Annotated in this window: 12 protein-coding genes; 3 read left to right on the top strand and 9 right to left on the bottom strand. The window is 39.3% G+C overall.

Annotation, left to right across the window (positions count from 1 at the left end; genetic code table 11):
- Window positions 1-27: 27 nt before the first annotated feature.
- The 9 genes from L6471_RS06060 to L6471_RS06020 all read right to left on the bottom strand — a co-directional run bounded on the left by L6471_RS06060 (window position 28) and on the right by L6471_RS06020 (window position 23,026).
- Window positions 28-2,076, bottom strand: a complete 2,049-nt coding sequence (locus L6471_RS06060) for a rhamnogalacturonan lyase (RefSeq protein ID WP_094448211.1) — start codon at window positions 2,074-2,076, stop codon at window positions 28-30.
- A 688-nt stretch (window positions 2,077-2,764) separates the two neighbouring features.
- Window positions 2,765-7,327, bottom strand: coding sequence for a rhamnogalacturonan lyase family protein (locus L6471_RS06055; protein WP_094448184.1), 4,563 nt, complete (start codon window positions 7,325-7,327; stop codon window positions 2,765-2,767).
- A gap of 164 nt (window positions 7,328-7,491) precedes the next feature.
- Window positions 7,492-9,615: a hypothetical protein gene (locus L6471_RS06050; protein WP_237797565.1), complete on the bottom strand. Its 2,124-nt coding sequence runs from the start codon at window positions 9,613-9,615 to the stop codon at window positions 7,492-7,494.
- 119 nt (window positions 9,616-9,734) lie between these two features.
- Complete coding sequence (locus tag L6471_RS06045) at window positions 9,735-11,561, bottom strand: RagB/SusD family nutrient uptake outer membrane protein (protein ID WP_094448186.1); 1,827 nt, start codon at window positions 11,559-11,561, stop codon at window positions 9,735-9,737.
- Window positions 11,562-11,580: 19 nt separating this feature from the next.
- Complete coding sequence (locus tag L6471_RS06040) at window positions 11,581-14,451, bottom strand: SusC/RagA family TonB-linked outer membrane protein (RefSeq protein WP_094448187.1); 2,871 nt, start codon at window positions 14,449-14,451, stop codon at window positions 11,581-11,583.
- A 37-nt stretch (window positions 14,452-14,488) separates the two neighbouring features.
- A complete protein-coding gene (locus L6471_RS06035; RefSeq protein WP_094448188.1) occupies window positions 14,489-16,783 on the bottom strand; it encodes a RagB/SusD family nutrient uptake outer membrane protein in 2,295 nt (764 codons plus the stop codon).
- 36 nt (window positions 16,784-16,819) lie between these two features.
- Window positions 16,820-20,134 (bottom strand): SusC/RagA family TonB-linked outer membrane protein, encoded by a 3,315-nt coding sequence (locus L6471_RS06030; protein ID WP_027454158.1) that lies wholly within the window; start codon window positions 20,132-20,134, stop codon window positions 16,820-16,822.
- Between the two features lie 295 nt (window positions 20,135-20,429).
- Window positions 20,430-21,674, bottom strand: a complete 1,245-nt coding sequence (locus L6471_RS06025) for a rhamnogalacturonan acetylesterase (protein WP_237797564.1) — start codon at window positions 21,672-21,674, stop codon at window positions 20,430-20,432.
- 17 nt (window positions 21,675-21,691) lie between these two features.
- Entirely contained in the window at window positions 21,692-23,026 is a 1,335-nt protein-coding gene (locus L6471_RS06020; RefSeq protein ID WP_237797563.1) for a rhamnogalacturonidase, read from the bottom strand.
- A 166-nt stretch (window positions 23,027-23,192) separates the two neighbouring features.
- Between L6471_RS06020 and sppA the strand changes: the two genes are divergently transcribed.
- The 3 genes from sppA to L6471_RS06005 are packed head-to-tail and all read left to right on the top strand — an operon-like array spanning window position 23,193 to window position 26,852.
- Window positions 23,193-24,974, top strand: a complete 1,782-nt coding sequence (gene sppA, locus L6471_RS06015) for a signal peptide peptidase SppA (RefSeq protein WP_237797562.1) — start codon at window positions 23,193-23,195, stop codon at window positions 24,972-24,974.
- Window positions 24,974-26,155, top strand: a complete 1,182-nt coding sequence (gene lpxK, locus L6471_RS06010; protein ID WP_237797561.1) for a tetraacyldisaccharide 4'-kinase — start codon at window positions 24,974-24,976, stop codon at window positions 26,153-26,155. Before sppA ends, lpxK begins: the two co-directional genes overlap by 1 nt.
- A complete protein-coding gene (locus L6471_RS06005; protein WP_006283693.1) occupies window positions 26,040-26,852 on the top strand; it encodes a purine-nucleoside phosphorylase in 813 nt (270 codons plus the stop codon). The genes lpxK and L6471_RS06005 overlap by 116 nt, the downstream gene beginning before the upstream one ends.
- Window positions 26,853-26,865 lie beyond the last annotated feature (13 nt).

Here is a 26,865-nt window from a genome sequence, read left to right as displayed (position 1 = left end):
TATTTATAGATATCGTTTAGTTAATAATTATTTTCCCTGAAAGGTCTCGATATAGTCAGGCAGATAATAGCCTAAATGTGGAGGCTGATTATACGACACATTCTGCCAAGCCACCCCCATGCGATACACATGATCTTGCATCAAGCAAGGCACTCGATAAGGGGTTGGGGTTTGAGTAGAATAGATATAGAGCAAACTTGGATCTTCACGGTCTCGTAAGATGACTTCTTCACGCCAGTCGCCAAAGAGATCTGCTTGCAAGCATGGGGTACTCTTACTACCATTACAAGATTGTGGATCACCTAATTCGCGAAGAGCCTTATCCCCCACACCGAGTTCTTTCACCTCTTTACCTCCATTCCATTTTGTAATCGAGTTACCATTGAGCATCTCATCATAAGCATCGCCATCCCAATAAATACGGAAGTTCATACCCATCATACTGCGCCAGATATTAAAACCTCTGTTACGCTCGCCATTACCTCGTGGTCTTCTGACATGACTATTCTGATCATTTGGAAGCCACTTAACTGTTGAAATCACACTACCCTTAATATCAAAAGTTGAAGGTTGACCTATATAACTATATTCTGCACCACGATGAGTAGAGTCAATATCAGCCATAAGTCCACGCCCCGTATCGTCTTTAGCTGTATGATATAGCAAGACCTCACCAGTACGAGCATCACGATAGTTGAATCCATAGGGATCGTTCTCGAGGACCATAAAGTATTCCAAACCAGGACGGTCTGGATCAAAATCACTTAAATGTTGAGCATCGCCATGACCTAATCCTGTAGAATAAAGTAAGTTACCATCGTGATCGATAGCAGCCGAGCCATAGGTAATCTCGTCACAACCGTCACCATCTACATCAGCCACACTGAGGCTATGGGCTCCTTGTCCATAAGCCGTAAATGCCCCATGAATGTCATTGAATGTATTATGCTGATAAGTTTTAACCGTCTTATTCCAATGAGCATCATAGCGGTCAACCTCCGTATTCGACACAGAAGCATGAAGCCATTTCGTATTGAGCTTACCATTCTGATAATCTACTGCCCACAGATAACTTCGGGTATAATATCCTCTGCACATCACTGCACTTGGCAGAGCATTTGGACCATCTAAATAAGCCACAGCTGCCAAATAACGTTCAGAGCGGTTGGCATACTCATCACCCCAAAACGATTTATCCGGATACTGACCTACTTGATTGAAAGTTCCCTCACGATTCGGATTATAATATATCGTATGGACAGCCTTGCCTGTTTGTCCTTCAAACACCGTCAAATATTCGGGACCACTCATAATAAGGCCCTGATTATTGCGATAATCCACCTGATTGTTCTCTGATTTTATCTTAACATCTGTAGCCGCCTGATTTACATAGTGCCCTTTTCCATCCAAGGTACCAGGAGCTGTTTTACAAATCATTTCAGCCTTACCGTCGCCATCGAAATCATAAACCATAAACTGGGTGTAATGCGCACCCGAACGGATATTCTTACCTAAATCGACACGCCATAACTGAGTACCATCAAACTTATAACAGTCGATATAAGTATTACCCGTATAGCCTCGATGACTATTATCATGACTATTCGAAGGATCCCATTTCACAATCAGTTCATACTGTCCATCGCCATCCACATCACCCACCGAACAATCATTAGGGGTATAACGCCAACTTTCTCCATTCGGAGGACAGTTCAGTCGCAAAGTCATATACGGCAAAGCAGAAGGAGTAATTGCCTTAGAAATATCCTTCGCTACCCCATTAACCAAAGTTACCACCTGAAACTTACTATCTGGTTTTCCATCAATCTCCATACTAGTAGCCTGTGTAAGATGATCAGCAACCACTTTACCATCTCGCAAGACACGGAAAGAAGTATTTTTTTCATCGTTCGCTAAATAGCGCCAACTCAAGAAGTACTTTCCTGGTTGCAATAAAGTAGCAATAACACCCCTGTCCAGTTTCTCCATTTGAGACGCAGGAGTCCCCGGCTTTTGTGCGAAACTATTCACAGAAAAGCCACCTATTAGAACTAACGATGCAAATAATTTGTTCATCATGAGTGTATTTTAGATTTTAGCCTATTTATGAGATTGTTATGGTTATTTGCAAAGATACGCAAACAAATAAAAACAGACCCTTAAAATTTGATTTTTCACCTCATATCCGTGCTCCAAAAGAAGAAAGAGGTAAGCTCTGCTAAAATCTTAATAAAAAAATCAAAAAAAACATAGCCTCCAAAAGTCGTCATCTAGCTCAAAATATTCAACTTTTGGTCAGCCTGTTTGGTCTTTTTTTCACCCCTCGATTTTCTCTCCCGACAAAACCATAGGTCCTAGGGGTCGAAAGCTTAGGGTTAATGCGATAAGGTCATAGAGTTTAGCGAACAAAGTCTTAGGTTTCGACCCCTAGGAACTGGGGTTTTGGCGCCCATTTATTTAGCCCACAAAACAATAAACGCATAACATGCTGATATTCAGACAGATATAAAAACGCCTCAAAATTTGCATATTTGAGTCCTTCTAACATATCAGCTACAAATACGCAAACTACAAGACCGTTCTTGTAAAAAAAAATACACAAAACAAACTAAAGTAAAATTAAGCTTTCGTATACTTTTTGCTAAGCATATAGATTCAAGCACTAAAGCCTAGCAAACAGCAAAAAATGGTCCCTATTTCAAAGAATTCTGAAATAAGGACCATCATTATTTGAAATGATAATCGAAGAACTACAAAACAAATATTATTTCACGGCTACCTTGGTTACTTCATTAAAGCCATTGGCCTTTATATTAACAATATAAATACCATGCGGATAACCTTCTTGCTTCAAGACTTGTGATATTGCGGACTTCTCTGCACTAACTTTACCCAAATAACGGCCTTCTGCAGTATATACTGTAGCCACAACTTGATCACCCGCAGCAATCTGTGAAATACCTGTAACATCGTCAGCTGTACGAGCAACAACCTTAATGGTTCCCTTAACTGTAGCCAATTCTGATATATCCCACTTCAAACCATAAGGAGCAGCTTCTGAGATGAGATCAGATATATCAGGAAGTTCAACGGTTGGTGTACCACTGAAAGTATTACAAGTCCAAAGGATAATAGAACTACCCAATGTAGGCTTATATGCCGGACGCTTCTCTAAGACAACTTTACCGTTAATGGTTAAAGTACCTGTAACCGTTAAATAAGTACGAACAGCAGCAGTATTAGCATGGAAGAAAGCAATGCCCCCCTCTTTAACGATGATATTACCACCCTTCATTTCGCCATTAGGATTAGAACTAGTTGCGTCACCAGGTGCAAGTATACCACCTTTTTCTACATAGATATTAGCAATGTAAGCCTTACCTGCTAAACGACCACTATCAGAAACCGTTACACTCTGCGTACCAAAAAAGGTTGTCGTTGTTGATGCATCACTCAAGTTCAAGATACCACCCTTGACATAAATTCCTGCATTATAGGTCGATGCTTCGTTACGTTTCAGAGTCCAAAGACCTGAACCAACTTTAGTGAAACTAGTTTCAGAGAACGCACCACTAAAACTACCCGACTCATCACGATATCCTATAGTGTAACGACCAGAGCCCTTCAAAGTTCCGCTACCGCTCAACGAACCCAGGTTGAAGGCTTTGTTACTATTCGTCAGAGACAAACCTGCAGCTACATTAAGTTTAGCATAACGCATACCTGCATTGTTAAAAGTAAATTCAGGGTCATAGCTACCGGTCTTTTGGCCAAAGGCATTCAATGTACCCTTAAAACCATCCCAACTTCCAGTAATAGACATACGAGGACCTGTAGCATAGGCATTCAGTATACCCTCACCCGTCAATTTACCAGAATAAGTACAACGCTCATCCATATACCACGTACCTTCAGAACCCTCTGGTACTTCGATATTAGCTTTATTAGTAGAATAAGAATAAATATTGTTAGGATCCTTAATCGTACCACCATTTAGTACGACATTTGAAGGATAAGCATGAAGAGAACTCGCTGTTTCCTGCGCCTGAACAACACCCTCATTGACATAAAGTTTAAAAGAAGAAACTGTAGCAGGCAATACCATAGTACCATTTCCTTCCTTAAACATATTACCGGCACCCGACAAAGAGCCCTGCATACTTAACGTTGCCTTATCAGGAACTAATACAGAACCGCCATTAGTTCCCACATATATCGGATGACTAGTACTCATCGTCTGCGTAGGCTCTAAAGTACCACCATTTAGTATAATGGTGTTTTCCATTTTACCTAAGGCACCATTGTTTATACCATCCTTAAAACCTAAATTAGTTACCTTCAGTGTACCAGCATTGATTGTGGTCTGGCCTTCAAAGGTATTTACATTGGTTATATTAACAGTACCTTCGCCATTCTTGATGATTGTAGTTTCACCAACGATACTATCTCCAGTAATCGTATATTCTGCAGTGTTATTGAAAGTAACAGAACCAGGAGAAACCTGATCTTTTATCGTTACTGTAGTATGAGCAGCCCCATCTTCGAAGACAACATCATCGCCTGTAACAAAGACATCAGCTTTACCATCATCATTGCGTCTAAAGTTATTTTCCTCAGCCAATTGCCATGTTTCATTTTCAGAACCTGTCCATGTGGTAGTAGTAGCAGCACGAAGATCTGCAACCAACAATTTTATTTCTCCATCAGAATAGCTTAAAGAAACCTTATAACCTCGAAGACCTGAAATTTTTACATCAGAGAGATTACCTTCTATCTTATCAACTTTAGCAATCACATATTCACCAGGCTTGACGTCTGTACCATGATTGGTGATTGTAAAACGTGGTACTAAAAACTCAGGACCAACCTTCCAGTCTTTTTTCTCTAATTTCAATACTTTAGCTTTCAGAACATCAGAAGTACCATTGTTAAAGATATCAAATTCTACTACAGAACCAAAATTCAAATTGAGCGAATCTGTTGTTAAAGTACCAGGAGCATCAGAGGCACCAATACGAATAGTTGCACCATAGTCTGCTTCGATACCTTTAGCAAAATTACCACCATTAGAATTCAAAGTTGCAAAACGGTTTAGCCATACACGACTATTGGTCATCTTACCATCGAAATGAATAGTACCAGCCCAAACATCTGTATTACCACTATAAGTCTGTTCTACAGCAGGCAAGATAAGTTCACCATCACCTTGCTTTACCACACGGGTTCCACCTGTAAAAGCACCGCCTTTAAGAGTATGCTTATAAGTAATATACTCTATAGCATTATTATCATCATGACCCTTTACCCAAGAAGGTGCATTGTCAAAGAAAATTGCAGGAGAAACGCCTTCGTCTACCATATAGGTAGCATCGCCCGTTTCATCGAGAAGCACCTGTTTGCCGTTATAGCTGGAAGTAATGGTACCACCAGCAGCAATTTCCTCCTTACCCATCTTGGTAGCTGGAGGTGGAGCAACGGTTATCCCTTCTGTCTCACCTAGGAAGTAACTAACCATCGGGGGTTGATTGTAACCGTTCATTTGCCAAACCATGGCATTGCGATACTGTGGATCGTGAAGCAAAGTATAATTGCGCCATGCTGTAGGAATATTAGTTGTCTCTATGCGCAAGTTGTTATCCTTATCACGCATAGCTATTTCCTCACGCCAATCTCCAAATATATCACCCTGAAAACATGGGGTCGATTTAGTATCATTGTTGGTATAAGTATCATCAAACTCCTTTAATGGGGAAGATTGTCCATATTTATAAATAGCACCATTACTATTACGAAGCCCGATACCATTGAAACTTTCTTCCAAAAGGTCACCATCCCAATAAGTACGGAAGTTCAATGTTACACCTGTACTGGTAAGACCTTCCTCATGATTATTAGTCACACAGCTAATTGGAGTATCATGACCACTAAAGCCAATCGCACCAGGTATGTCATTCGTAAAATTACCAGCCATAGAACGGCCATCATCGCTACCACCTGCCAAACGATAGTAAATCTTACTGGTAGTTGCATCACGATAGTTATTGGCAGGATTATCTTCGTTACAAGCAAAGATTTCGAGACCATGAATATACGGATTATAATCACCGACGTGCTCTGCATCACCGTGGCCCAAACCTGTAGTACTCAATCCTTTACCAGTGTCATCGATTACCATAGAACCAAACACGATTTCATCGCGACCATCCTCATCAACATCGGCTACGGCGTAGTTGTGATAGCCCTGACCATACCAAGGCGAAGAGGAATCTTTACAGTTCCACGTCCAACGAGTTGTAAGTTCATGAGTTGTTGGATTAACATCCAAGGCAATCATCTTATGCTGAGTATAAATACCACGCGCTAGAAAAACACTCGGCCTTTTACCATCAAAATATGGTGCACCAAAAAAGTTCTTACTGGAACGATGTCCATAACCATCCCCCCAAGCAGCCTCAAGGCTAGTTTCATTAGCTTCTAGTCGCTTCAATGGGTAAGGGCTGACAGAGTAAGGCTTACCTGTCTGACCATTCATATAAACAAGAAACTCATCTCCTTTGTGAATAAAATAAGAAGAAGGATTGATGGTATTATCAGTACGATAATTTTTGGTCTTATCACCAATTTCATACGTTGTACCATCTGCCATATGAATAATAGTACCATCAGCAGCACGCATAATAGCCTCCGCCTTACCATCCATATCCCAATCATACACAGCAATATTCGTCTCGTTATGCTGGAAATCAGTCAAGTTAGGACCACATTCAATCCACCACAACAAAGTACCATCTAGTTTGTACACTTCAATACGATCAAAATCTTTTCCATCAGCAGGGAAACCTGCATTCTGGTCGACAGTATTGATTTGCTTAACAAACACTTCCATTTGTCCATCACCGTCTATATCAGCAAAAGTGGCATCATTCGGCTCAAAATTATTGGTAATATCGGTAGAACCATCGCTAGAAACACGATGCGCCTTAGGAATAACAAGATAGTCATTCTGCCAAACTGATACAGCAGAACACTGTTCTTGCTCTACTCCATTGATAACTGCAGAAACCGTATATTTACTTAATTCAGTTCCATCTGAATCAGTAAAGTTGGACACATACAAAGGAACAGTATTCAATTTTACTCCATCACGATAAATATTATAGGCAACCCCATAATACTCGGTTCCATAAATACGCCAGCTGATATAAACCCCAGAGTTTGATTTCATGGCAATCAATCCACGATCGAGTGTATCCATAAAGCGCTGGGCCTGAACACCTACACAAGTAGACAATGTTAAAAAAGCTACCAGAAAAGTTTTTTTTATCATATTAAATTAGGTTTTTACATTTCATGGTTCAATTCAGCAAAATTACAAATAAAAGAACAACATTACCCAAAATATTTGATTTTTTACCTTATTTTTTGGTCAAAACAAAAAATCCTCTTCTCGAAAAAGAAGAGGATTTCTTTATATTAAGTTTATAATGTAATTTACTTTACAAACTTCTTACCGTTCTGAATAACGATTCCCTTATAATCCTTACCTACCTTTTGACCTGCAAGGTTGTAAATTGGAGCATCTGCATTAGCCTTTGTATCATTCTTAACAGAAACGATACCTGTAGTACCTGGAACAAAGCCCTTATATGTCAATACTTTAACATCGTTAATAGCTGTATCATAACGATAGAGATTGAATGTTTTACCAGCTTCTACAACCTCAGTAGAATTGCAATCCCCCTTATCAGGACGATCATAACCACCACGTTTGTGAACAATGTAGAAATTTGGTTTAGCGGCATCGTCAGAAGTATACTTAGCATCCAACTGGAGTTCAGCATTATTAACCTGTGTATCGTAGTAAACAATACCCTCGAGTGGGAAAATATGCCAAGCAGCAGCATTATACTTGCTATTAGCTAAGAATGCATCTGTAGGATATAAAGGAGCAAAAGCTGTTGTAGGATCATCTGGAGTCAAAACAGGCCATTTAGCATTTTCTGTACCGATAGCGCCAAGGTCATAGAAACCGAAACCTTCCTTAACAAAAGTATAGTCAGTACCATCAACCCAATTTTCAGAGTTACCAGCTGCATCATAACCATACTTCTGAGTAGAATAAATACGATCCCAGTGTGATTTATTCGAACCATCAACTATTTCTTCTTTAGTAAAACCAACCTTTCCTGCTTCTACAGTTGCTTTATCCAAAGCATAGTCAACATTCTCAGCTACCTCATACTCAGCATTGTTATTAACTGTAACGGTCTCAGACTGACCATACCATGGACTAGGGTGTGTACCATCGTAAGCGTACAACTCTAAAGAACCAGGAGCTTCGAGCTTAACTTTCTCACCAGAAAGGGCTTCCTTAGTAGAAACAATGCTACCATTTGCGTCCTTAACAGTAACTTTTACGGTAACGGTAGGCTTTAACAAGGTCTCTGAATTATCAGCAATAATAGTATATTCCTTGCCATAACCAGCTTCTACATTAGTAATTTTTGCCTCTGGAGTAGGCATCACGACTTCTGTTGCATCAACATCTGTCAAAACCTCTTCAGACTTGTTTTCTTCATCTGTTTCCATGGTAGTCCAAGTCTTCAACTGACCAGATTTGGATGCAAAGATAATCTTAGAACCAAAATAATTTTCAGCATCTTGCTCGAAATCACGAGTATCGTTAGCTTCCCAATAGCCAATAGTATACTCCTGACCATCTTCATATTGGGTACCAAAAGCATCTTCTGCGTTACCAAGTTGAATCCAATGAAGAATTTCATTTTCATGGAAATTAACATAGTAATCACGCTCAGCACCACGAGCTGCCAAAAGGTCTACAGTAGGTTCATTTGCAAAAGGACCTTCTGCCAAATAAGAAAGGCCTAAATTAGAAATCTGGTGAATAGATCCACCATTCATACTAAACGCCATGATACCAGCACGATCTTCTGCACAGACATAATTATGAACACCTGTCTTCAAAGAGTTTCCTTCAGCATCAGAGATTGTATAAGTAGCAGTATTAGCATCGCCATTTATCTCTACAGCAAACTTATAGGTTACTTGACTCTTCAACACAAGTGAATCTTCTGTTGTTTTCGACCAATCGTTCTTTGCTGTTGGAACCTCATTTATATAAATAGTGAAATCGCCATTAGCAGCTTTAGGACCTACACCAACTCTCCAACGGAAAAAATAATCTTCACCCTCACCAGAAACCCATCGATAATTATGAGTACTTACACGTGAGTCTGTCGATGTACAAGCATTAATAGGAAGAAGAACAAATTCCATATCTGAACGTGCAGCCATGCTAGCCATGTTCAAATCCATAGTAAATTTGTAAGTGGCATTAGGAAGCTTAGCAACATCAACCTTCTGCCAAGCATCTTCATTCCAAAAATAGTTGAGCATACGACCACCATTCTTCTTGTTTTGCACTTGAAGATAATCCTTACCTGGTGTAGAAGCAAAGTTTCCAGCATCTTGAACCACCCAACCATCAGCAAACTTGTCTGTAGGAATCTTGAAGAAGTACTTGTCCATCAACTCAGCATTTGCTGTTGTACTCAAAGCAGCAAAAGCCATTGCAATTAAAGTAAACTTTTTCATAGTTTAAATATTTAGTTAATAATAAATTATATAACAATTATTCTTTATCATTACTCTTTCAAACACCCTATCTATTCGACAATAATTTAAGGTGTTTGAAAGAGAAACTTAAAATCGAATTACCAACCTGGATTTTGCACAATTGCATTACCAGACTTCATGATTTCTGTCTGAGAGAATGGAAATAAATTCCATCTACTCTGCCATTTACCATCACCGCGGGTAAATGCAACCTTATTATAAGTAAAGGATCCATTCTCATTTTTAGTGATTTCCATTCGATGGATGTTCATGAATTTATCACCATCTTCCATCCAACGACGAACATCATAGAAACGATGACCTTCAAAAGCTAACTCTACACGACGCTCATTTTTATATTTTGACCAGAATTCATCGTTGGTCATACCTGCTGCAAAAGCTGGCATACCAGAACGAGTACGAGTCATACTTGCCATCTTAGCAGCAGTCTGTGTACTTGGAATTGTAACCGTATGCTTATCACCTTGAGGATCTGTATATGTTACCATCGCTGTAGCATCAGCAGCATTAGCATTACCTGCAATCTTGAAGTACTGGAAGAGAGCCTCTGCATAATTTAAATACATACCACCCATACGGAAGGTCAACCAACCATGAGGAGAAGTAGTAACCGCTACACCAGAACGAGCACGGAGAATTTGGTCAGGGTTGCAGAATTTTTTCAGATAATAACCTGTTGTTGTTGCATATGACTTTCCAGCTGCATTACCTGTACGAGAATGAAAACCACCTACATAAGTCTCTATTGTTGGGTGTTCAGAATTATAGGCTGCCAAATCATTTGGCCATGCTTCACCATTGACAACAACTGTTTTAGCCAAACGACTGTCACGGTTTGCATAAGGATTATTAGGATCATAGAGACTACTCTCACTGATACTCTTTCCATCAGTACATTCGAACGCATCTACCAAGTCTTGAGTAGGACAGTTACCACCCTGACCAGATGAATAACCTACTGGGAAGTTATAACTTTCGAAAGTATTTGCAGAAGCTGTTCTACGCGCCCAAATAATTTCTTTGTAACTCTGAGCCTCAGAATAATACTCTTTGCCCCAAAGTGCATCAATAGAAGAAGCCAAACCATATCCCTTCTTTTCAGCCTCATCAATTAATTCTTTGTTTGCTATAACGGCCGCAGCCCAAAGATTTTTCTTTTCTTCATCTGTCTTTCCCTGAGTAAAGAGAGGAGAAGCTTGATAAAGTGCAGCCTGAGCTTTCAACGCTAAGACAGCATATTTGTTGGCACGACCTGTCTCAGCCTTTGCAAGAATGTGTTCTGCATCTGCTGAATAATCCTCAATAATCTTATCCTTAATATCATCACACTCACTGGCAATGAAATTAAAAATAGAGTCAGCTGTGACTCTTGGCAAAGCTGTTTCTTCGGTACCTGTAGTATTATGAATTTTGAAAGGTACACCACCGTACTGACGCACCAAAGTATAATAGAAATAAGCACGTGCCCAACGAGCTTCATACTTATAATTATTATAGAGGTACATCTGCTTTTCATAGTCGATGTTTAGCTTGTACTGGTCAAACGTCATATCAGACCAGTTATCAATCACCTCATTACAATAAGTGATGCCTTCATAAGCAGAACTCCAAATGGTCTGGTGCGGATTTGCCGCACTCCAGTTACCATTGTAAAAATCTTCTACAGAGTTGCCATCATGACTATACTCTGATTCATCCGTAGCCGATGAAAGCATAGCACCAGAAAGGTTCCCCCAGTCAGTATCGATATCATTATATATCTTGGTCATCAATCCACCCACATATGTGAATGAACGCGCAATATACTCTTTATCATATGCCGTATATTCATTGTAATCAGTGTTGCATGAAGACAACGCTAAAGAAGCCAATGCCAAGCATAATATGTTTTTATTCAGTTTCATAATTGTAATTCCTTTGAGTTTAGAATGTTACTGCAGCACCAAGTTGGAGACTTTTGGTAAGAGGCTGTGTTGTACCATAAGAAGCAGCATCAGCTTGGTCTAAATGATCAGTAGTAAAGAGATCTGTACCACGCACATAAAGCTTCACGTTTTTGATAAAATTAGTTTTATCCAAAACTGTCTTAGGCAAATAATAGTATGCCTCTACATAGCGAAGCTTCAAGTAACTACGATCAAACATATTTAATGTACTATTTACATCATTGTTTGCATTGCTAACAGTAGAAAGACGTGGGAATAATGCCTGATCCGTATTACCACGTTCTGCAGACCAAGAGTTCTCATAAAGATACTGCGACAAAGTATTAGTCGCAACTGCAGAACGATACAAGCCATTTGTTGTCTTGAAACCAGTCCACTTACCTACACCTTGGAACATAGCATCAACACCAAATCCCTTATACTCTACACCAAGATGGAAATTGTAATACAAGTCTGGTGCAGTTGTGCTGTATCCTATAGCTTGACGATCATTACTATCTATCTTATCATCACCGGTCAAATCTACATATTTCACATCACCAGGATAAATAGTATTAGCATTCTGAATAGGATAACCTAACTGCTTCATTTCTGCTTCTGATATGATACCATTACCATCGAGATCATCACTCTTCTGGAAGAAGCCATTAGCAATATATCCAAAAGCTTGTCCATAACGCTTACCAGTAGAAGATGTATTAGCAAAAAGTTGTGGAGACTCTGCTTGTCTGTTGACAATAGTCTTATTCACTGTTAAAGAACCACCTACACTAAATGTCAAGTTCTTATTCAGTTTTTTGCTATAATCAGCAGAAAATTCGAAACCTTTAGAGGTTATACGACCCACATTCTCATATGGTGCATCCAGACCAAATACACTTGAATAGCTACCTGCTGTAGAATACCAAATATCATAACGATTCTGATAGTATACATCTGCCGAGAGATTCAAACTGCCAAAAAGAGTAGCATCCAAACCTAAATTAAACTTACTTGATTGCTCGTGACCTTGACTTAGTGACATCGCTGTTCCCAAATAGGTGTTACCCCACTGTGTACCCGTATAGGTAGCATCAAATGGATAGCTAGCCGCATCCATTAGATAGAACTGATTATAATAAGTCCATACATTATCACCAGGAAGTACATCTAATTGCTTATTACCCCAAGAAACGCGCAATTTCAAGAAATCTATACATTTAACATTCTTCATGAATGCCTCATTAGAAATATTCCACGCAGCAGAGAATGTTGGAGAAAATGCCCACTTACTACCAGGAGCCAAGCGATTAGAAGCCGACTCGACAAACGCTACATCAAACAGGTAGCGATTATCATAACCATAATGGCCAAACAAAGAGATATTATGACGATAAATAGAAGTATTTGTACCAGTCTGGTCATTATACTCATAATCATATTTCAACTGACCATATACATTATGCTTCTCTGCAAATGTACGATCATAATTAAGTGCTAGATTCCATACACAGCGACGAATCCATGAATCATTATTGGATGCTGTTCCCATTCTAGAATCAGAACCTTCAACAGCAGCCAATGCACCTTCACCATCCGGAACAACATCACCATTATTATTTACTGCATAATAACTGTAACGATAAGTCTTAGAATGGTTCTCATATAAATTAGACCATGTATCATAACCTAACTGAGCACTTCCTTTCAAGCCTTCTGTGATAGAAGATAGATCTTGCTCTAATAGCAAATCAGCATACAAAGCTCTCTGATGGTTCTTATAGTAAGCAGCTGCTTGACTCTGTGCGACTGGGTTGTTTGTAGTATATTGAGTATTACCTCCCCATACTGCACTTGTAGCCTTAATTGGGAATGCATTAGCAGGTAACTGATAAATCATACTCCAAAGATCTGCCTGAGAACCTGGCTGTGATTGCTCGGTCAACAAACCATACAAATGAGTATGCAATTTAGTTTTAGGCCCCAAATCAATATCCATATTTGAACGCAAAGTACCACGTGTGTACTTATTCTGCGTAGAATATCCATCATTCTCAAAATTCTTAACAAATCCCTTATTCGTCAACAACTGTACATTGGTATAGTAACGGAAATTGTTAGAACCACCTTTAAACTCAAGATTGAAACGATTATTGTGAGAAACATCACGGAACGTTTCATCTGCCCAATTTACATTAGGGTAGTAAAGTGGATTAGTTCCATTCTTATAAGCATTGATAACTGCATCGCTATAAACACTAGCTTCCCCCTGATTGCGATAAGCTTCATTGACAGCAGAAGCATAAGTAGCCGCATCTGCCATCTTTGGTTTATTATTCAGATAAGAGAAAACATGATCATAACTAAACGTAATAGACTTTGAATTATAATCACCATGCTTAGTAGTCACAATAAGGACACCATTAGCTCCCTTATAGCCATAAAGTGCTGTTGCAGCAGCATCTTTCAAGATCTGTACACTTTCTACATCTTCTGCAACGACATTCTCTATAGCACGTTCAACACCATCAACAATAATTAATGGTGTACTGCCACTTGATGACTGAATTCCACGGATATAGAAAGTTGGATTCTGTGCATGAAAAAGTCCAGAACCATCCAAACTGACAAGACCAGAACCTGAGCCCAAAATATTATTTCCAATATTGCGTGCACCACGCTTATTGACATCTTTATTACTAATGACACTGACAGCACCAGTTGACTGTTCACGAGAGAACAAACGGTTAGCACCGATATCAACTTTCTGATCCTTATATGCCACAGAATCTACGATGTCATGCTGAGCCATTGCTGGCAGGGTTGTACCTGCAAGCAATGTCAACATAAATATATTCTTTGTTTTCATATAGAATTCGTTTTTTCTTAATTATTCTAACCGATTATTACTCCCAACCAGGGTTTTGTACCAAACCATAGTGCTTATTAATTTCTGCTTGTGGAAGTGGATCAAGCAACCATTTCTTCACCTCATTACTCTTCGGATCTTTATTCCAAAGATAACGACTGTTTCCTGTAATGGTTTTAATAGAGTTCAAGAAGAAAAGAGGCTGTGTTGAAGAAGGGTCATTATCATGGTCTGCACCAATCCAAGCGACATTACGACTTACAAACACAGAACCCTTCTGAATCAGACGGTACTGCATCAAACCATGAAGTTGTTTCGTCATCCAATCAGTTCTCTTATAACGAACCATATCAAACCAACGTGCATTAGTCAAACCTAACTCACGAACACGCTCATCAAGCAATTCTTCCATGAACTCGGTAGACGTTTCACCATTTTCAAGGGTTACTGGAGTTGTTGCTGCTGCTGCAAGTGTAGTAGCTTTATACCCCTTAGCAGAACGGAAGTTAGAACGAGTCCACATCGTTTCAACACCAGGAAGGCCCACACGTGAACGCACAACATTTATCATTTGAGCCGCTTTTGTTACATCAGGATTTGAACGCATCACTAATGCCTCAGCATACTGCAAATAAAATTCAGGCAACGAAAGAGCCACCCATTGAGTAGGATAACGATAAGAATCTGCTTTTTGGTCACCAGAATAAACACCTGTACCCAAGTAGTATTTATTAAAACCATAACCAGAACCGAACATGGTATTTTGCTGGGTCAAGACACCCGTTCCACCATCATTTCCATCATACCAAAGTTCCCAAGGATCACCGGTCATAGATGCAGTAGACCAGTCTAAGTTCATATTCAAACCATTAACAATACACTCTTCATAGAGACGTGGATCACGAGTCAAAGAAGTTGTAATTTGACGTCCACCAGCTGGTACATCACCACTAACAAACATAGTATGCAAAGACTTCGGGTTACGCGTAATCGCACCTGTTATAGTATTTGTCACAAAGTTTGAAACAGTATAGACTTCTGAACCATCATCAGCTTTAGTAACTGTAACATCAGGCTCCGTTGCTGAAGATTTATATGTTTTCTTAGCAGCATTAGTCCAATTAAATGGCTCACCATCGTTCCAAGAGAACTTTTCAACATACTCTTGTGTTGGACAATATGCATTACGTGGAACTGCCTTAGAATACCACTCATGCCAACCATAACGCGCAGTAGACATAGGGTCGTTACCATAAACACGAACCGAATGCAAAATCTCTGGAGACGCATTTAAGAAGTAACCTTGACGATAGGCTAAACGATAGTAAGGGGCTTTCTTTGCTGCAGTAGTAGCTGAACTTGGAATATTCGCCAAAACCATACTATACTGACCATTAGCCTGCAAAGCATTGTAAAAATCGTCACAAGCTTTTGCAAAACGATCCCAACGCTCCTGATATTTCGAAGCATCAGTATACATTATAAATGGTTTCTGTTCTTCTGAAGCACCAGAATAATAAGGTTGACCATCCTTAGGATTCAACAATGGAGAAGCTGCGAACTGGAGAATTTTACACTTTAATGCCATAGCTCCAGCCTTGGTCCAACGACCATTCATCGTAGCAGGATTAGAAGTAATCCAAGGGAAATCATTATCAGCAATAGCTTTATCCAACTCATTTACCATCCAATCTACACAAACCTCTACAGAGTCACGTGGTGTTTCATTAGCTACTTCATCCGTTGTTAACGCATGGTCCATAATTGGAATACCACCGAAGTGCTGAAAAGTTTCAAAAAAGGCACTCACCATCAAACAGCGAGCCTCAGCCTTCAAACGATTCTTTTCATCTGATTTCATATCAACTTCTGGTGCACGATCAACATTTTCAAGGAAAATATGAGAAGCACGAATCGTATACCACTGAAATTCCTTATCATAAGAATAAAGAGGTCCATCCAATCCATCTGAGCGGTTGGTTGTAGCTGTCATCGCTCCAGTATAATACTGCCCATAGACAGCAGCACCATTCCAAAACTGATGCCAGCAGTCAGTCAATCCATCAAATTTACCTGTATATGGGTTACCTGCATGTGGCATATAAGCACCACCATTAGCATATGGTAATCCATAGTACTGCTTCGAATAGATTCCAATAAGGAACTGACGAGTATACTCTGCATTTTGGAATACAGAATCGATCGTAGCAGTAGAACTTGTTGCCTTATCAAGAGATGCATCACCAACAGCGATATTGTCTGTACATGCGGTCATCGCTGCACCTGCAACAAGCATAGCTACTGCACTACGAAATAATATATTATGTTTCATTGTTTCTTTGTTTCTTAATTGCTTTTACCTATTTAATTAGAAGCCTACATTCAGACTGATTGTGTAGGTACGCTGAAGAGGGTAAGAAGGAGAACTTGAAGCTCTTGTCTCTGGGTCACCCCATTTATAAGGAGTAAAGGTCAGCAAGTTGTAACCTGATAAGGTAACCTCAAATTTATTCATACCAATCTTCTTGAAAGTAGGATTAATTAAATCGTAAGATATAGAAATCGTCTTCAAACGAAGATATTTAGCATCCTTCTCCCAAAGGTCTGATTCTACATAGTTCTGAACAGCATTGGCCCAAGTAGCACGTGGATACAATGCATCCTGTGATTCATATACGCCTGGTGTCCATGTATTTTCTACGTGATAAGAGAGTAATCCTCCTTGAGTCGTATTAGAAGAACAGAAGAATGGCTGACGGAACACATCGGTAATATAACGGGAAACATTCCATGCACCAGTCATCTGCGCATTAAATGTCAAGCGCTTCCATGCGAAACCAAAAGTTAAACCAGCCATATACTCAGGATCATCAGTATAACCGTTATCGCGGGTCTTATCGTTTTCATCAATCTTACCATCATGATCTAGATCCACATAAACACAGTCACCTGGCTGAAGATTACTAACTCTCTGAGTAGGGAAAGCCTCACCAAAAGTCTGCTGATACTCTGCTTTTGTCTGCTCGCCTTCATAATATTTCCAGAACTTATACATAGAACGAGCACCAATACGATGGCCACGAGAATACATGTATTCATTCTTCTGAGGAGTTTCCCTCATCTCGATGATTTCGTTCTGGTTATAAGAAAGATTCAGTTTTCCCCAATAACGGAAATCTTTTCCAATCTTATCATTGTAACCTACAGAAAGCTCCCAACCCCAAGACTTAGTTTCACCGGCATTAGTATATGGCATTGTAAAACCGATTGTTGATGGAACCGTAGCATCACGAACTAGAATATCTGTACGATGCTCACGATAATAGTCAAATGTTGTCTTCAAACGGTCATTGAAAAAATAAACATCAACACCATAATCCTGCTTAAAGGCTTTTTCCCAACCAATATCAGGATTATTCTTTGCAGATTCATAAGCACCAGCAAGACCTGATGTTCCAGAGGTTGTACCTGACTGGGCGTTACCAAAGAGATAACCATAAGTATCTGTATAAGGTGATGTCAATGCATTAGTTATCAATCCTCCAGACCCCGTTACAAATGGGTCAGCTAAATACATAAAACGAAAGGAATCTATTGTTTTATCATTACCAACAAGACCCCAAGATGCACGAAGCTTGAAGAATGACACAACCTTAGAAATAGGTTTCCAAAACTTTTCCTCACTTGCAATCCAACCAATAGAACCTGCAGGGAAAAGACCGAATCGCCTACCTGGAGCAAAGTTCTCAGAACCATTATAACCCATATTAAATTCGGCCATATATCTGTTAGCATAATCATATGTTGCACGACCTACCAAACCTACATATGAACGAGGTACATCTGGGTAAGAAGTTCCAGAATAATAATACTGCTTAGACTGGTTATACAATGCGAGGGCATTTACGGTATGCTTACCGAACACACGCGAGTAATTGAAACTAGCCTCCAAATACCAATCACGCGCTTTACCCTGAGAGTATTTATAAGAAGGATCTGTATCGTTACCATTCTGACGATATAAAATATAAGGAGTACCATCATCATTATAAATAACGTTACCATTAGCATCATACTGAACCAATGGATTAAAGGTAGCAACACCACAATTACCTTGTTTGTTTACAGTATAGCTTGAGTTGTAAGAACCTTTAGCCTTAAAACTCAATCCCTTAGTCACAAAATCAAGTTTCTGATCAAGAACCAAGTCCATTTGGATCTTATTGATATTGGTCTGCATGAAACCATTACCATAGTAAGCCATACCATTACTACCCAAGAATGGAAGATTTAAGCCATCAGTATAGTCTGTGGTTCCTGTAACCATCTTACCATCTATAATTCCTGGACTTGAGAAAGGTGTAGCATAATAGATATTTTTTATCATACCACCAGAACCCTGACCAGTGTAAGGTTTATCTGCATCGCTCACATTACCTGCCACATTAAATGACAATGTTGTAGTCTTTGTTGCCTTTAAGTCAAGGTTACCACGATAGTTAAAGCGTTGATACTGATATCCATAGTCATAACCACGATCAAACTCATTAAAGAGACCACCCTGTGCATAGTAACCAGCAGAAATAAAGTACTTCACGCGATCTGTACCACCAGATATATTCAAGTTGTGCTGCTGCTGGAGCGTCACATCCTTCATAATATAGTCTGCCCAACTAGTATTTGGGAAACGAATCGGATCAGAGTTAGTCTTAAACTTTTCTATAATAGCATTTGAAAAGCTTGGATTAAAAGCATTCTCTGCCATATAAGCAGAAACATCAGCATATTTACCATTTGCTACTGCGACATTAGCATTCTGCAAATAGTCATTATATGACATCTGGTTATAGAAGTTAGCATATTCGTAAGAACTAGCCTGCTCTACCATTTTCGTTGGGGAGAGTGCTGTCCATGCAGTAGAAACATTAATTTTAGCCTTACCTTGCGAACCACGTTTCGTTGTAATCAAGACAACACCATTTGCACCACGCACACCAAATACAGCTGTTGCAGAAGCGTCTTTCAAGACTGTCACACTCTCAATTTCGTTCGGATCTATATCACCCATAGAACGCTCAACACCATCTACTTGAATCAATGGAGAAGAATCCCCCCATGTAGCCTTACCACGAACAAAGATTTCAGCTGCATCGCTACCAGGCTCACCAGAATATTGAACAGTTGTCACACCTGATAGCTGACCACCAAGCACATTATTCACTGAACCAACAGAGGTACGAACCAAGTCTTCACTTTTCACACTTGATACAGCACCTGTCATAGTTACCTTCTTCTGAACACCATAAGCGACAACCTCTACACTGCCCAAATTAATAGCACCTGCAGATTTTAGTTTGATCTGCATACCATTTTTGGCAACGACATTAACATTATCATAACCAATGTAAGAGATTTGTAGTTTGGTACCTGGCTTTACATTCAATACGAAATTACCATCCAAGTCGGTTACTGTTCCTGTGCCTTTGGCACCAACTACCTTGATAGTAGCACCAATAACAGGCTCACCCATATCATCTACTACAGTACCCTTGATACTGTTAGCCTGCTGGGCAATCTGAACTGCAGCATTAGCTGTCTGCACTCCGTAAGGACTGAATGCTAAAGCCGAACATGCAACTACCGTTGGTAGAGCTGTTGTTTTTAATAGCTTTTTACTATTCATGTTATTAATTAGGTTGTTATATTATCTTTATTAGGTCCACATGTAACCAGCACAAGGTCTTTCGTGGCATATTTTGTTAAAATTAGGCCGTAGGTTGATGCGCAACCGATGGTATAATCTTATTAAGTATAGTTTATTACGATGGCAAAAGTACCTAAAATTGTATCTATACACCCGTAATTTTTGATTACAAGACTTTATTTTTTGATATTTAACATTTACAATGAGTACAAAAAAAATCCCCTTCCAAAACTCACGTTCAAGAAGGGGAAAATACCTTTTTTATTATATATATCTAATTACCATCTGGCTTTATCGTCTCATAAATCGGACAAAGTGCCCAATGAAATGTTTTCCAATCATCTGGTTGGGCTGGATTATAATCTTTCCAATCATTTCTTAAATTATTAACAATTGGCAACTGAAGCTTTTTCATGCCCATCACAACCATTTTTGACACTTCATAAGCGCCATATTGATTGAAGTGTGTATTATCTGCCAATGCTGTTGTCTGACCAGGAAATGTATTTGCTGGATAATGAACCAAAGCTTTCGTACTATTGTCATAACCTAAAGTTTCGAAGAATGTACGAGTCATGTCATGAAGTTCTATTACAGGAACCTTTTCTCGAATAGCAACAGCACGCATCGCCTCCGGATAATTACTGTGTGTTTCTAAAATTTTAGTCTTACTTGTATCCCATGCACGACGCTGCGTTGGAGTAACAAAAATTATGGTTGCCCCTGCTTTGCGAGTCATATCTATAAATTTCTTCAATGCAAAGGAGAAATTATAATATGCGCCAGCACCGGGACCTTTTTCTTTCTGATCATTATGACCAAATTCACAAAGCACATAATCACCCTTCTTAATCATACTCATAATTTTATCAAGACGTTTCTGGGCGATAAAAGATGATGCCGTAAGTCCACTTTCCGCAAAGTTAGCAAAACATACCTGATCATCAAACCAGCGAGGAATCATCTGTCCCCAACTAGCCCAAGGCTCTTTGGCTTGATCGACAACAGTAGAGTTACCACAAAGGAAAACTGTAGGTGCTATCGTATCACGCTCAACTCGTATCTCTCGAACAGCAGGAGCAGAACCATTAAACTCCAATGTCAGGCGATCATCCCAATGAAGATATTCTCTCTCCCTATTTTTTATAAGTACGCGTTCCTTATTATTAATATAAGGGCTGCGCTTATTGACCAAAAACGAGAATGTCTGATATTTACCTTTCTTTGTTACACATTCTTCAAGAAAGAGACGACGACATTCCGCACGAACAACTGTAGATGCTGCACGCTTACTACTACCTAAAGTTACAGTAACACGATAATTACCATCCGGAACTTTTACCGAAAAAAAGAATGCTTTTTTAATATCTTTCTTTTCTGGTGCAGCTACAACATCATAGCCATATCCTGCTTGATCTGTATAATTAGGCTGACTTTTTGTCATATCAAACTGATATGTCTGAGCAGACACCCCTAATGCACTCAAAAGCAAGCCTGCTAATAACAATTTTATTTTCATGGTCCTTCCTATAATCATTACTTCACTTTTTCGCCATTGATGACAACATTCTTTACCGTTGTATTGGTAATCATATTCTTATCGAATGAATTTTTCTCATCCTGAATATGGATATCCTTAAATGAAAAATCATTCAAGATGTATTTATCGCTAGTCCCTACATTAAAGAAATTACCACAATCCATTTTAATATTTTCTATCGAAATATTATTGCACTGACTTGTAGGCATATCCGGACGATTCTGCTTTTCATAGAACTGAGTCCAAGGACGAACAACTAAGAAGTTCTCACAATTACCAGTAATATTGCTTACTGTAACATACTCATAATGCTGAGGTGTATCAGGACGCATCTTTAACCAAAGCACACGATGTGCTTTATCAACCTTAATGTTACGAAGGATAACATTACGGTCGTGAACACTTTCACTTCCCAATGTCAGACAACCATGGACAATACCATAATGACAATTCTGAATCATGATACGATTGCAAGGACCATTCGTTGAATCAACATCAGCATAAGTACCCTTACCACCTTTTAATACTACGGCATCATCATTTACATTCATGAAACAGCCATTTATCAAAACATCATCGCATACATCGATATCAATAGCATCACTACTTGGAGCCTTTACACCCTCTGTCGGAGCATATATATAGCAATCTAAATAACGCACATGGTTGCTTCTATAGAGATGATTGGTCCAGAAAGGACTATTGATAAGATGCACATCCTGTACGGTTACATTCTTACAATTAGAAATATAAACAAGACGAGGACGCTGAGCATCTTTATTGGTGCACTGACGATTCCATTCGCGACGAATCCAAAATTCCTTCCAATAATGATAGCCATTACCATTAATTGTTCCCTTTCCGGCGATGGTAAATCCATCCAAACCATCGGCATTAACGATAGCCGTAAAATACTTACAGGTTTGCCCTTCGATACGAGTTTCTTGAATAGCAAAGTTCTCAATACGATCAGACCCCTTGAGCACACCACCTTCTTCTACATAAAGATGAGTACCCTTCTTAAAAAATAAACTACCCGTCTGAAAAGTTCCCTTAGGAACTACAACTACACCACCGCCCTGTTGAGAAGCCATATCTATAACTTTCTGTATAGCAGCAGTTTGCACTAGATTACTATCGCGAACAACACCATAGTCTGTAATCACATATTTCTTGCCCAACTGTGCTATATCAACCTTAGTGGTATCATTAAACCAAGAATCTATAGGAGTGCCATCAGGCCATAATTGTTTTTTTGCTTTGGCATTTACAGTCTGACAACCAGACCAGCCAGCTACAAATAATAAGGCTATTAATAAGATTTTTTTCATCGTTTAGAGTAAAAGTTATATGTCTGCAAAGATACAAAAAGATTTATCTGCCAATTTTTAGGATTTGGTAAAAAAACTCTGATTTTTGATAAAAACAATACATTTACTCCTATATGACAAAATATTTTTGCTATCTTTGCGGAACAAAACTTATCAAAAACGAAGTATGAAGGATTTCTTAAAAAATGTACTTGCCACTATCATAGGTATTTTTCTGTTTGGGTCTCTTATTGGATTTTTCGGCCTAATCAGCCTTATCGGTATGATTTCTTCGAAAAGCGCAGGAACTACTTTACAGGACAATTCCGTTTTGGTTCTTAAACTTCAGGGAATAATTAACGAACAGGCAAGCGATAACTTCATTGGACAGATTACAGGGCATCAAATCAACCAAATCGGTATGAACGAAATGATGTCAGCCATCAAAAAAGCCAAAAATGATAAGCATATTCAGGGTATCTATTTGGAGTCAGGCTTTTTGTCTACAGACTGGGCTACCGTGCAAGAGATAAGAGGTGCATTACAAGATTTCCGTAAATCAGGTAAATGGATTATCGCTTATGGTGAACGCTTTAATCAGCCTACATACTATATCAGTACTGCTGCCAATAAGGTATACCTCAATCCTGAAGGTATGATTGACTGGCATGGTATAGCAGCTCAACCTGAATATTACAAAGACTTATTCGCAAAATTTGGGGTTCGTTTTCAAATTTTCAAAGTAGGAAAATATAAAAGCTATACCGAAACATTTACCGAAGACAAGATGAGTGACGCTAACCGTGAACAGATGAGTCGTATTATCAACGGTTTATGGTCTGAAGTGTGCACACAGGTTTCTCAGTCTCGTCACATCAGTACCAGCCAGCTTAACCAGTATGCTGATGAAATCGTTTCACTCGACGGAGGTAAATCATTACTTAAAAAGAATTTCGTAGATGGTCTTTTATATGCCGACGAAATAAAATCTGTAGTCAAAAAGCGACTCGGACTTGAAGACGATGACATGATTCATCAGGTGAGCGTTGCCGAAATGAACAAAGCTATTATCAACGAGGATAAGGGAGATAAAATCGCTCTATACTATTGTGAGGGTAGCATTATTGATAAGGCGAATTCTTTGAATAACAATGAGCCACAGATTGTTGCGAGCAAAGTTTGCAAAGATTTGGAAGACATGGCCAATGATGACAGAATTAAAGCTGTAGTTCTCCGCATCAATTCTGGGGGTGGAGATGCTTATGCTTCTGAGCAAATCTGGCATTATGTCAAGAAGTTGAATGCCCAAAAGCCTGTAGTGGTATCCATGAGCGGCATGGCTGCTTCAGGAGCTTACTATATGAGCATGGGCGCACGATGGATTGTAGCTCAACCTACTACAGAAACTGGAAGTATTGGTATTTTTGCAGCCATTCCAGACTTTAGTGGACTGATGACACAAAAACTTGGCATCAAATTTGATGAGATAGGAACCAATAAGAATAGCACATTCTCAATGAATAACCCTATCCCTATGGCAAGACCATACAATGAAGATGAAGCCAAAGCGCTGCAGAGATATGTTGACAGAGGTTATGACTTATTCTGCCAACGCGTAGCGGATGGAAGAAAATTGTCTGTAAATCAAGTACATGAGGTAGCACAAGGGCATGTATTCTTAGGAACAGATGCCCTCAAACTCAAACTGGTAGACCAATTAGGTAGTATGGATGATGCTATCCAAAAAGCGGCTTCATTTGCCAAACTGAAAAACTATTATACAGTAGACTATTCACAACCTACGAATTGGATAGACCAACTATTTGGTATAACAGAAGACAGCAACTCTTTAGATGAACAACTTCGTTTGGCATTAGGCGAATACTATACACCATTTATGATGTTACGAAACATCAAGCAACACGAAGTATTACAGGCACGCATTCCATATATACTAAACTTGTATTAATGAGAACAGAAGGAGATTTCATAAAAATCAATGATTGGCTCTTACCTCTATCCTGGATTTACGGTGCAGGGGTAAGATTCCGAAACTGGCTTTTTGATGTAGGCATCAAGAAGTCGAGAGCATTTGATATACCTGTCATCTCTGTAGGTAATATCACCGTAGGAGGGGCTGGTAAAACACCGCATGTAGAATATCTGATAAGATTATTGCAAGATGTAGCACAAGTTGCTATATTGAGTCGTGGCTATAAACGTAAAAGTCATGGTTATGTTTTGGCTGGTCCAAACACTGCCATGCCTGAAATTGGCGACGAACCTTACCAGATGCACCAGAAATTTCCAAATACATTTGTTGCCGTTGACAAAAATAGATGCAGAGGTATCGATCATCTTTCCTTTGATGACGAAACACGCTCTACAGATGTCATCCTACTAGACGATGCCTTTCAACATCGTTATGTTAAACCTGGCATCAATATCCTACTGATAGATTATCACAGACTGATTATTTACGACAAGTTATTACCTGCCGGCAGACTTCGTGAACCTCTAAGTGGTAAAAACAGAGCAGACTTGGTTATTATCACCAAATGTCCAAAAGACCTGAAACCTATGGAATTCAGAGTACTAACCAAAGCTATAGATCTGTTTCCATATCAACAGTTGTATTTTACGACACTAGATTACGACCCTCTCAACCCGATCTTCGATCAAGCAGAGAAAAAAGAGGTTGCACTTCAGGAATTACGCAATAAAAACGTACTTCTTCTGACCGGTATAGCTTCGCCTAAACAGATGATCATGGATCTGAGAACCTATCAACCCATCATCAAACCACTAACCTTTGGCGACCATCATCAGTTTACCAATAGAGACATTGAAAAAATCAATGAAACATTTGCAGCAATGTCATCACCTAAACTGATTATTACAACAGAAAAAGATGCTACACGCATCCAATGCCTCGAAGGTTTGAGTGAAGAAGTTAAAAAGAGCATTTACAGTCTGCCTATCAAAGTAAGATTTATGCTCAATGAAGAAGAATTTAATGAAAAAATAATAAGCTATGTACGAAAAAATTCAAGAAACAGCATCCTGGTTAAAAGAAAGGATGACCACAAGTCCAAAAACAGCAATCATTCTAGGAACGGGGCTGGGACAATTAGCTTCAGAAATAACTGACAGTTACGAGTTTTCGTATGCTGATATTCCAAACTTCCCAGTATCAACAGTAGAAGGACATGCTGGAAAATTGATTTTCGGAAAGTTAGGCGGCAAAGATATTGTTGCTATGGAGGGTCGTTTCCATTTTTATGAAGGCTATTCCATGAAGGAAGTTACTTTCCCAGAGCGAATCATGTACGAATTGGGTATCAAGACGCTTTTTGTATCTAATGCTTCTGGTGGTATGAATCCTTCATTCAAGATTGGCGACTTAATGATTATCAACGACCACATTAATTTCTTCCCAGAGCACCCACTCCATGGTCCAAACTTCCCTACAGGTCCTCGCTTCCCTGATATGCATGAAGCCTATGACCATCAGTTGATTAAATTGGCTGATGAGATTGCACAAGAAAAAGGTATCGAAGTGAAACATGGCGTATATGTAGGTGTACAGGGACCTACCTTTGAGACCCCTGCCGAGTATCGCATGTACCGCATCCTTGGTGGTGATGCCGTTGGCATGAGTACTGTTCCAGAAGTCATTGTAGCTCGTCATTGTGGTATCAAAGTATTCGGAATTAGTGTAATCACAGACTTGGGAGGATTTGATGTTCCTGTAGAGGTTAGTCACGAAGAGGTTCAGAAGGCAGCCAACGAGGCTCAACCAAGAATGACTGAGATCTTCCGCGAAATCATTCGCCGGTCTGAATAATTATATGATTAAG

This window comes from Segatella bryantii, assembly GCF_022024215.1.
In the GTDB taxonomy this organism is placed as follows: Bacteria; Bacteroidota; Bacteroidia; order Bacteroidales; family Bacteroidaceae; genus Prevotella; species Prevotella bryantii.
The sequence above is the reverse complement of the archived record's forward strand: the minus strand, read 5'-3'. Positions and strand labels throughout refer to the sequence as shown.

Coding starts and splice junctions, on each gene's coding strand:
- L6471_RS06060 (WP_094448211.1), bottom strand. CDS start 2,076: ATGAACAAATTATTTGCATCGTTAGTTCTAATAGGTGGCTTTTCTGTG.
- L6471_RS06055 (WP_094448184.1), bottom strand. CDS start 7,327: ATGATAAAAAAAACTTTTCTGGTAGCTTTTTTAACATTGTCTACTTGT.
- L6471_RS06050 (WP_237797565.1), bottom strand. CDS start 9,615: ATGAAAAAGTTTACTTTAATTGCAATGGCTTTTGCTGCTTTGAGTACA.
- L6471_RS06045 (WP_094448186.1), bottom strand. CDS start 11,561: ATGAAACTGAATAAAAACATATTATGCTTGGCATTGGCTTCTTTAGCG.
- L6471_RS06040 (WP_094448187.1), bottom strand. CDS start 14,451: ATGAAAACAAAGAATATATTTATGTTGACATTGCTTGCAGGTACAACC.
- L6471_RS06035 (WP_094448188.1), bottom strand. CDS start 16,783: ATGAAACATAATATATTATTTCGTAGTGCAGTAGCTATGCTTGTTGCA.
- L6471_RS06030 (WP_027454158.1), bottom strand. CDS start 20,134: ATGAATAGTAAAAAGCTATTAAAAACAACAGCTCTACCAACGGTAGTT.
- L6471_RS06025 (WP_237797564.1), bottom strand. CDS start 21,674: ATGAAAATAAAATTGTTATTAGCAGGCTTGCTTTTGAGTGCATTAGGG.
- L6471_RS06020 (WP_237797563.1), bottom strand. CDS start 23,026: ATGAAAAAAATCTTATTAATAGCCTTATTATTTGTAGCTGGCTGGTCT.
- sppA (WP_237797562.1), top strand. CDS start 23,193: ATGAAGGATTTCTTAAAAAATGTACTTGCCACTATCATAGGTATTTTT.
- lpxK (WP_237797561.1), top strand. CDS start 24,974: ATGAGAACAGAAGGAGATTTCATAAAAATCAATGATTGGCTCTTACCT.
- L6471_RS06005 (WP_006283693.1), top strand. CDS start 26,040: ATGTACGAAAAAATTCAAGAAACAGCATCCTGGTTAAAAGAAAGGATG.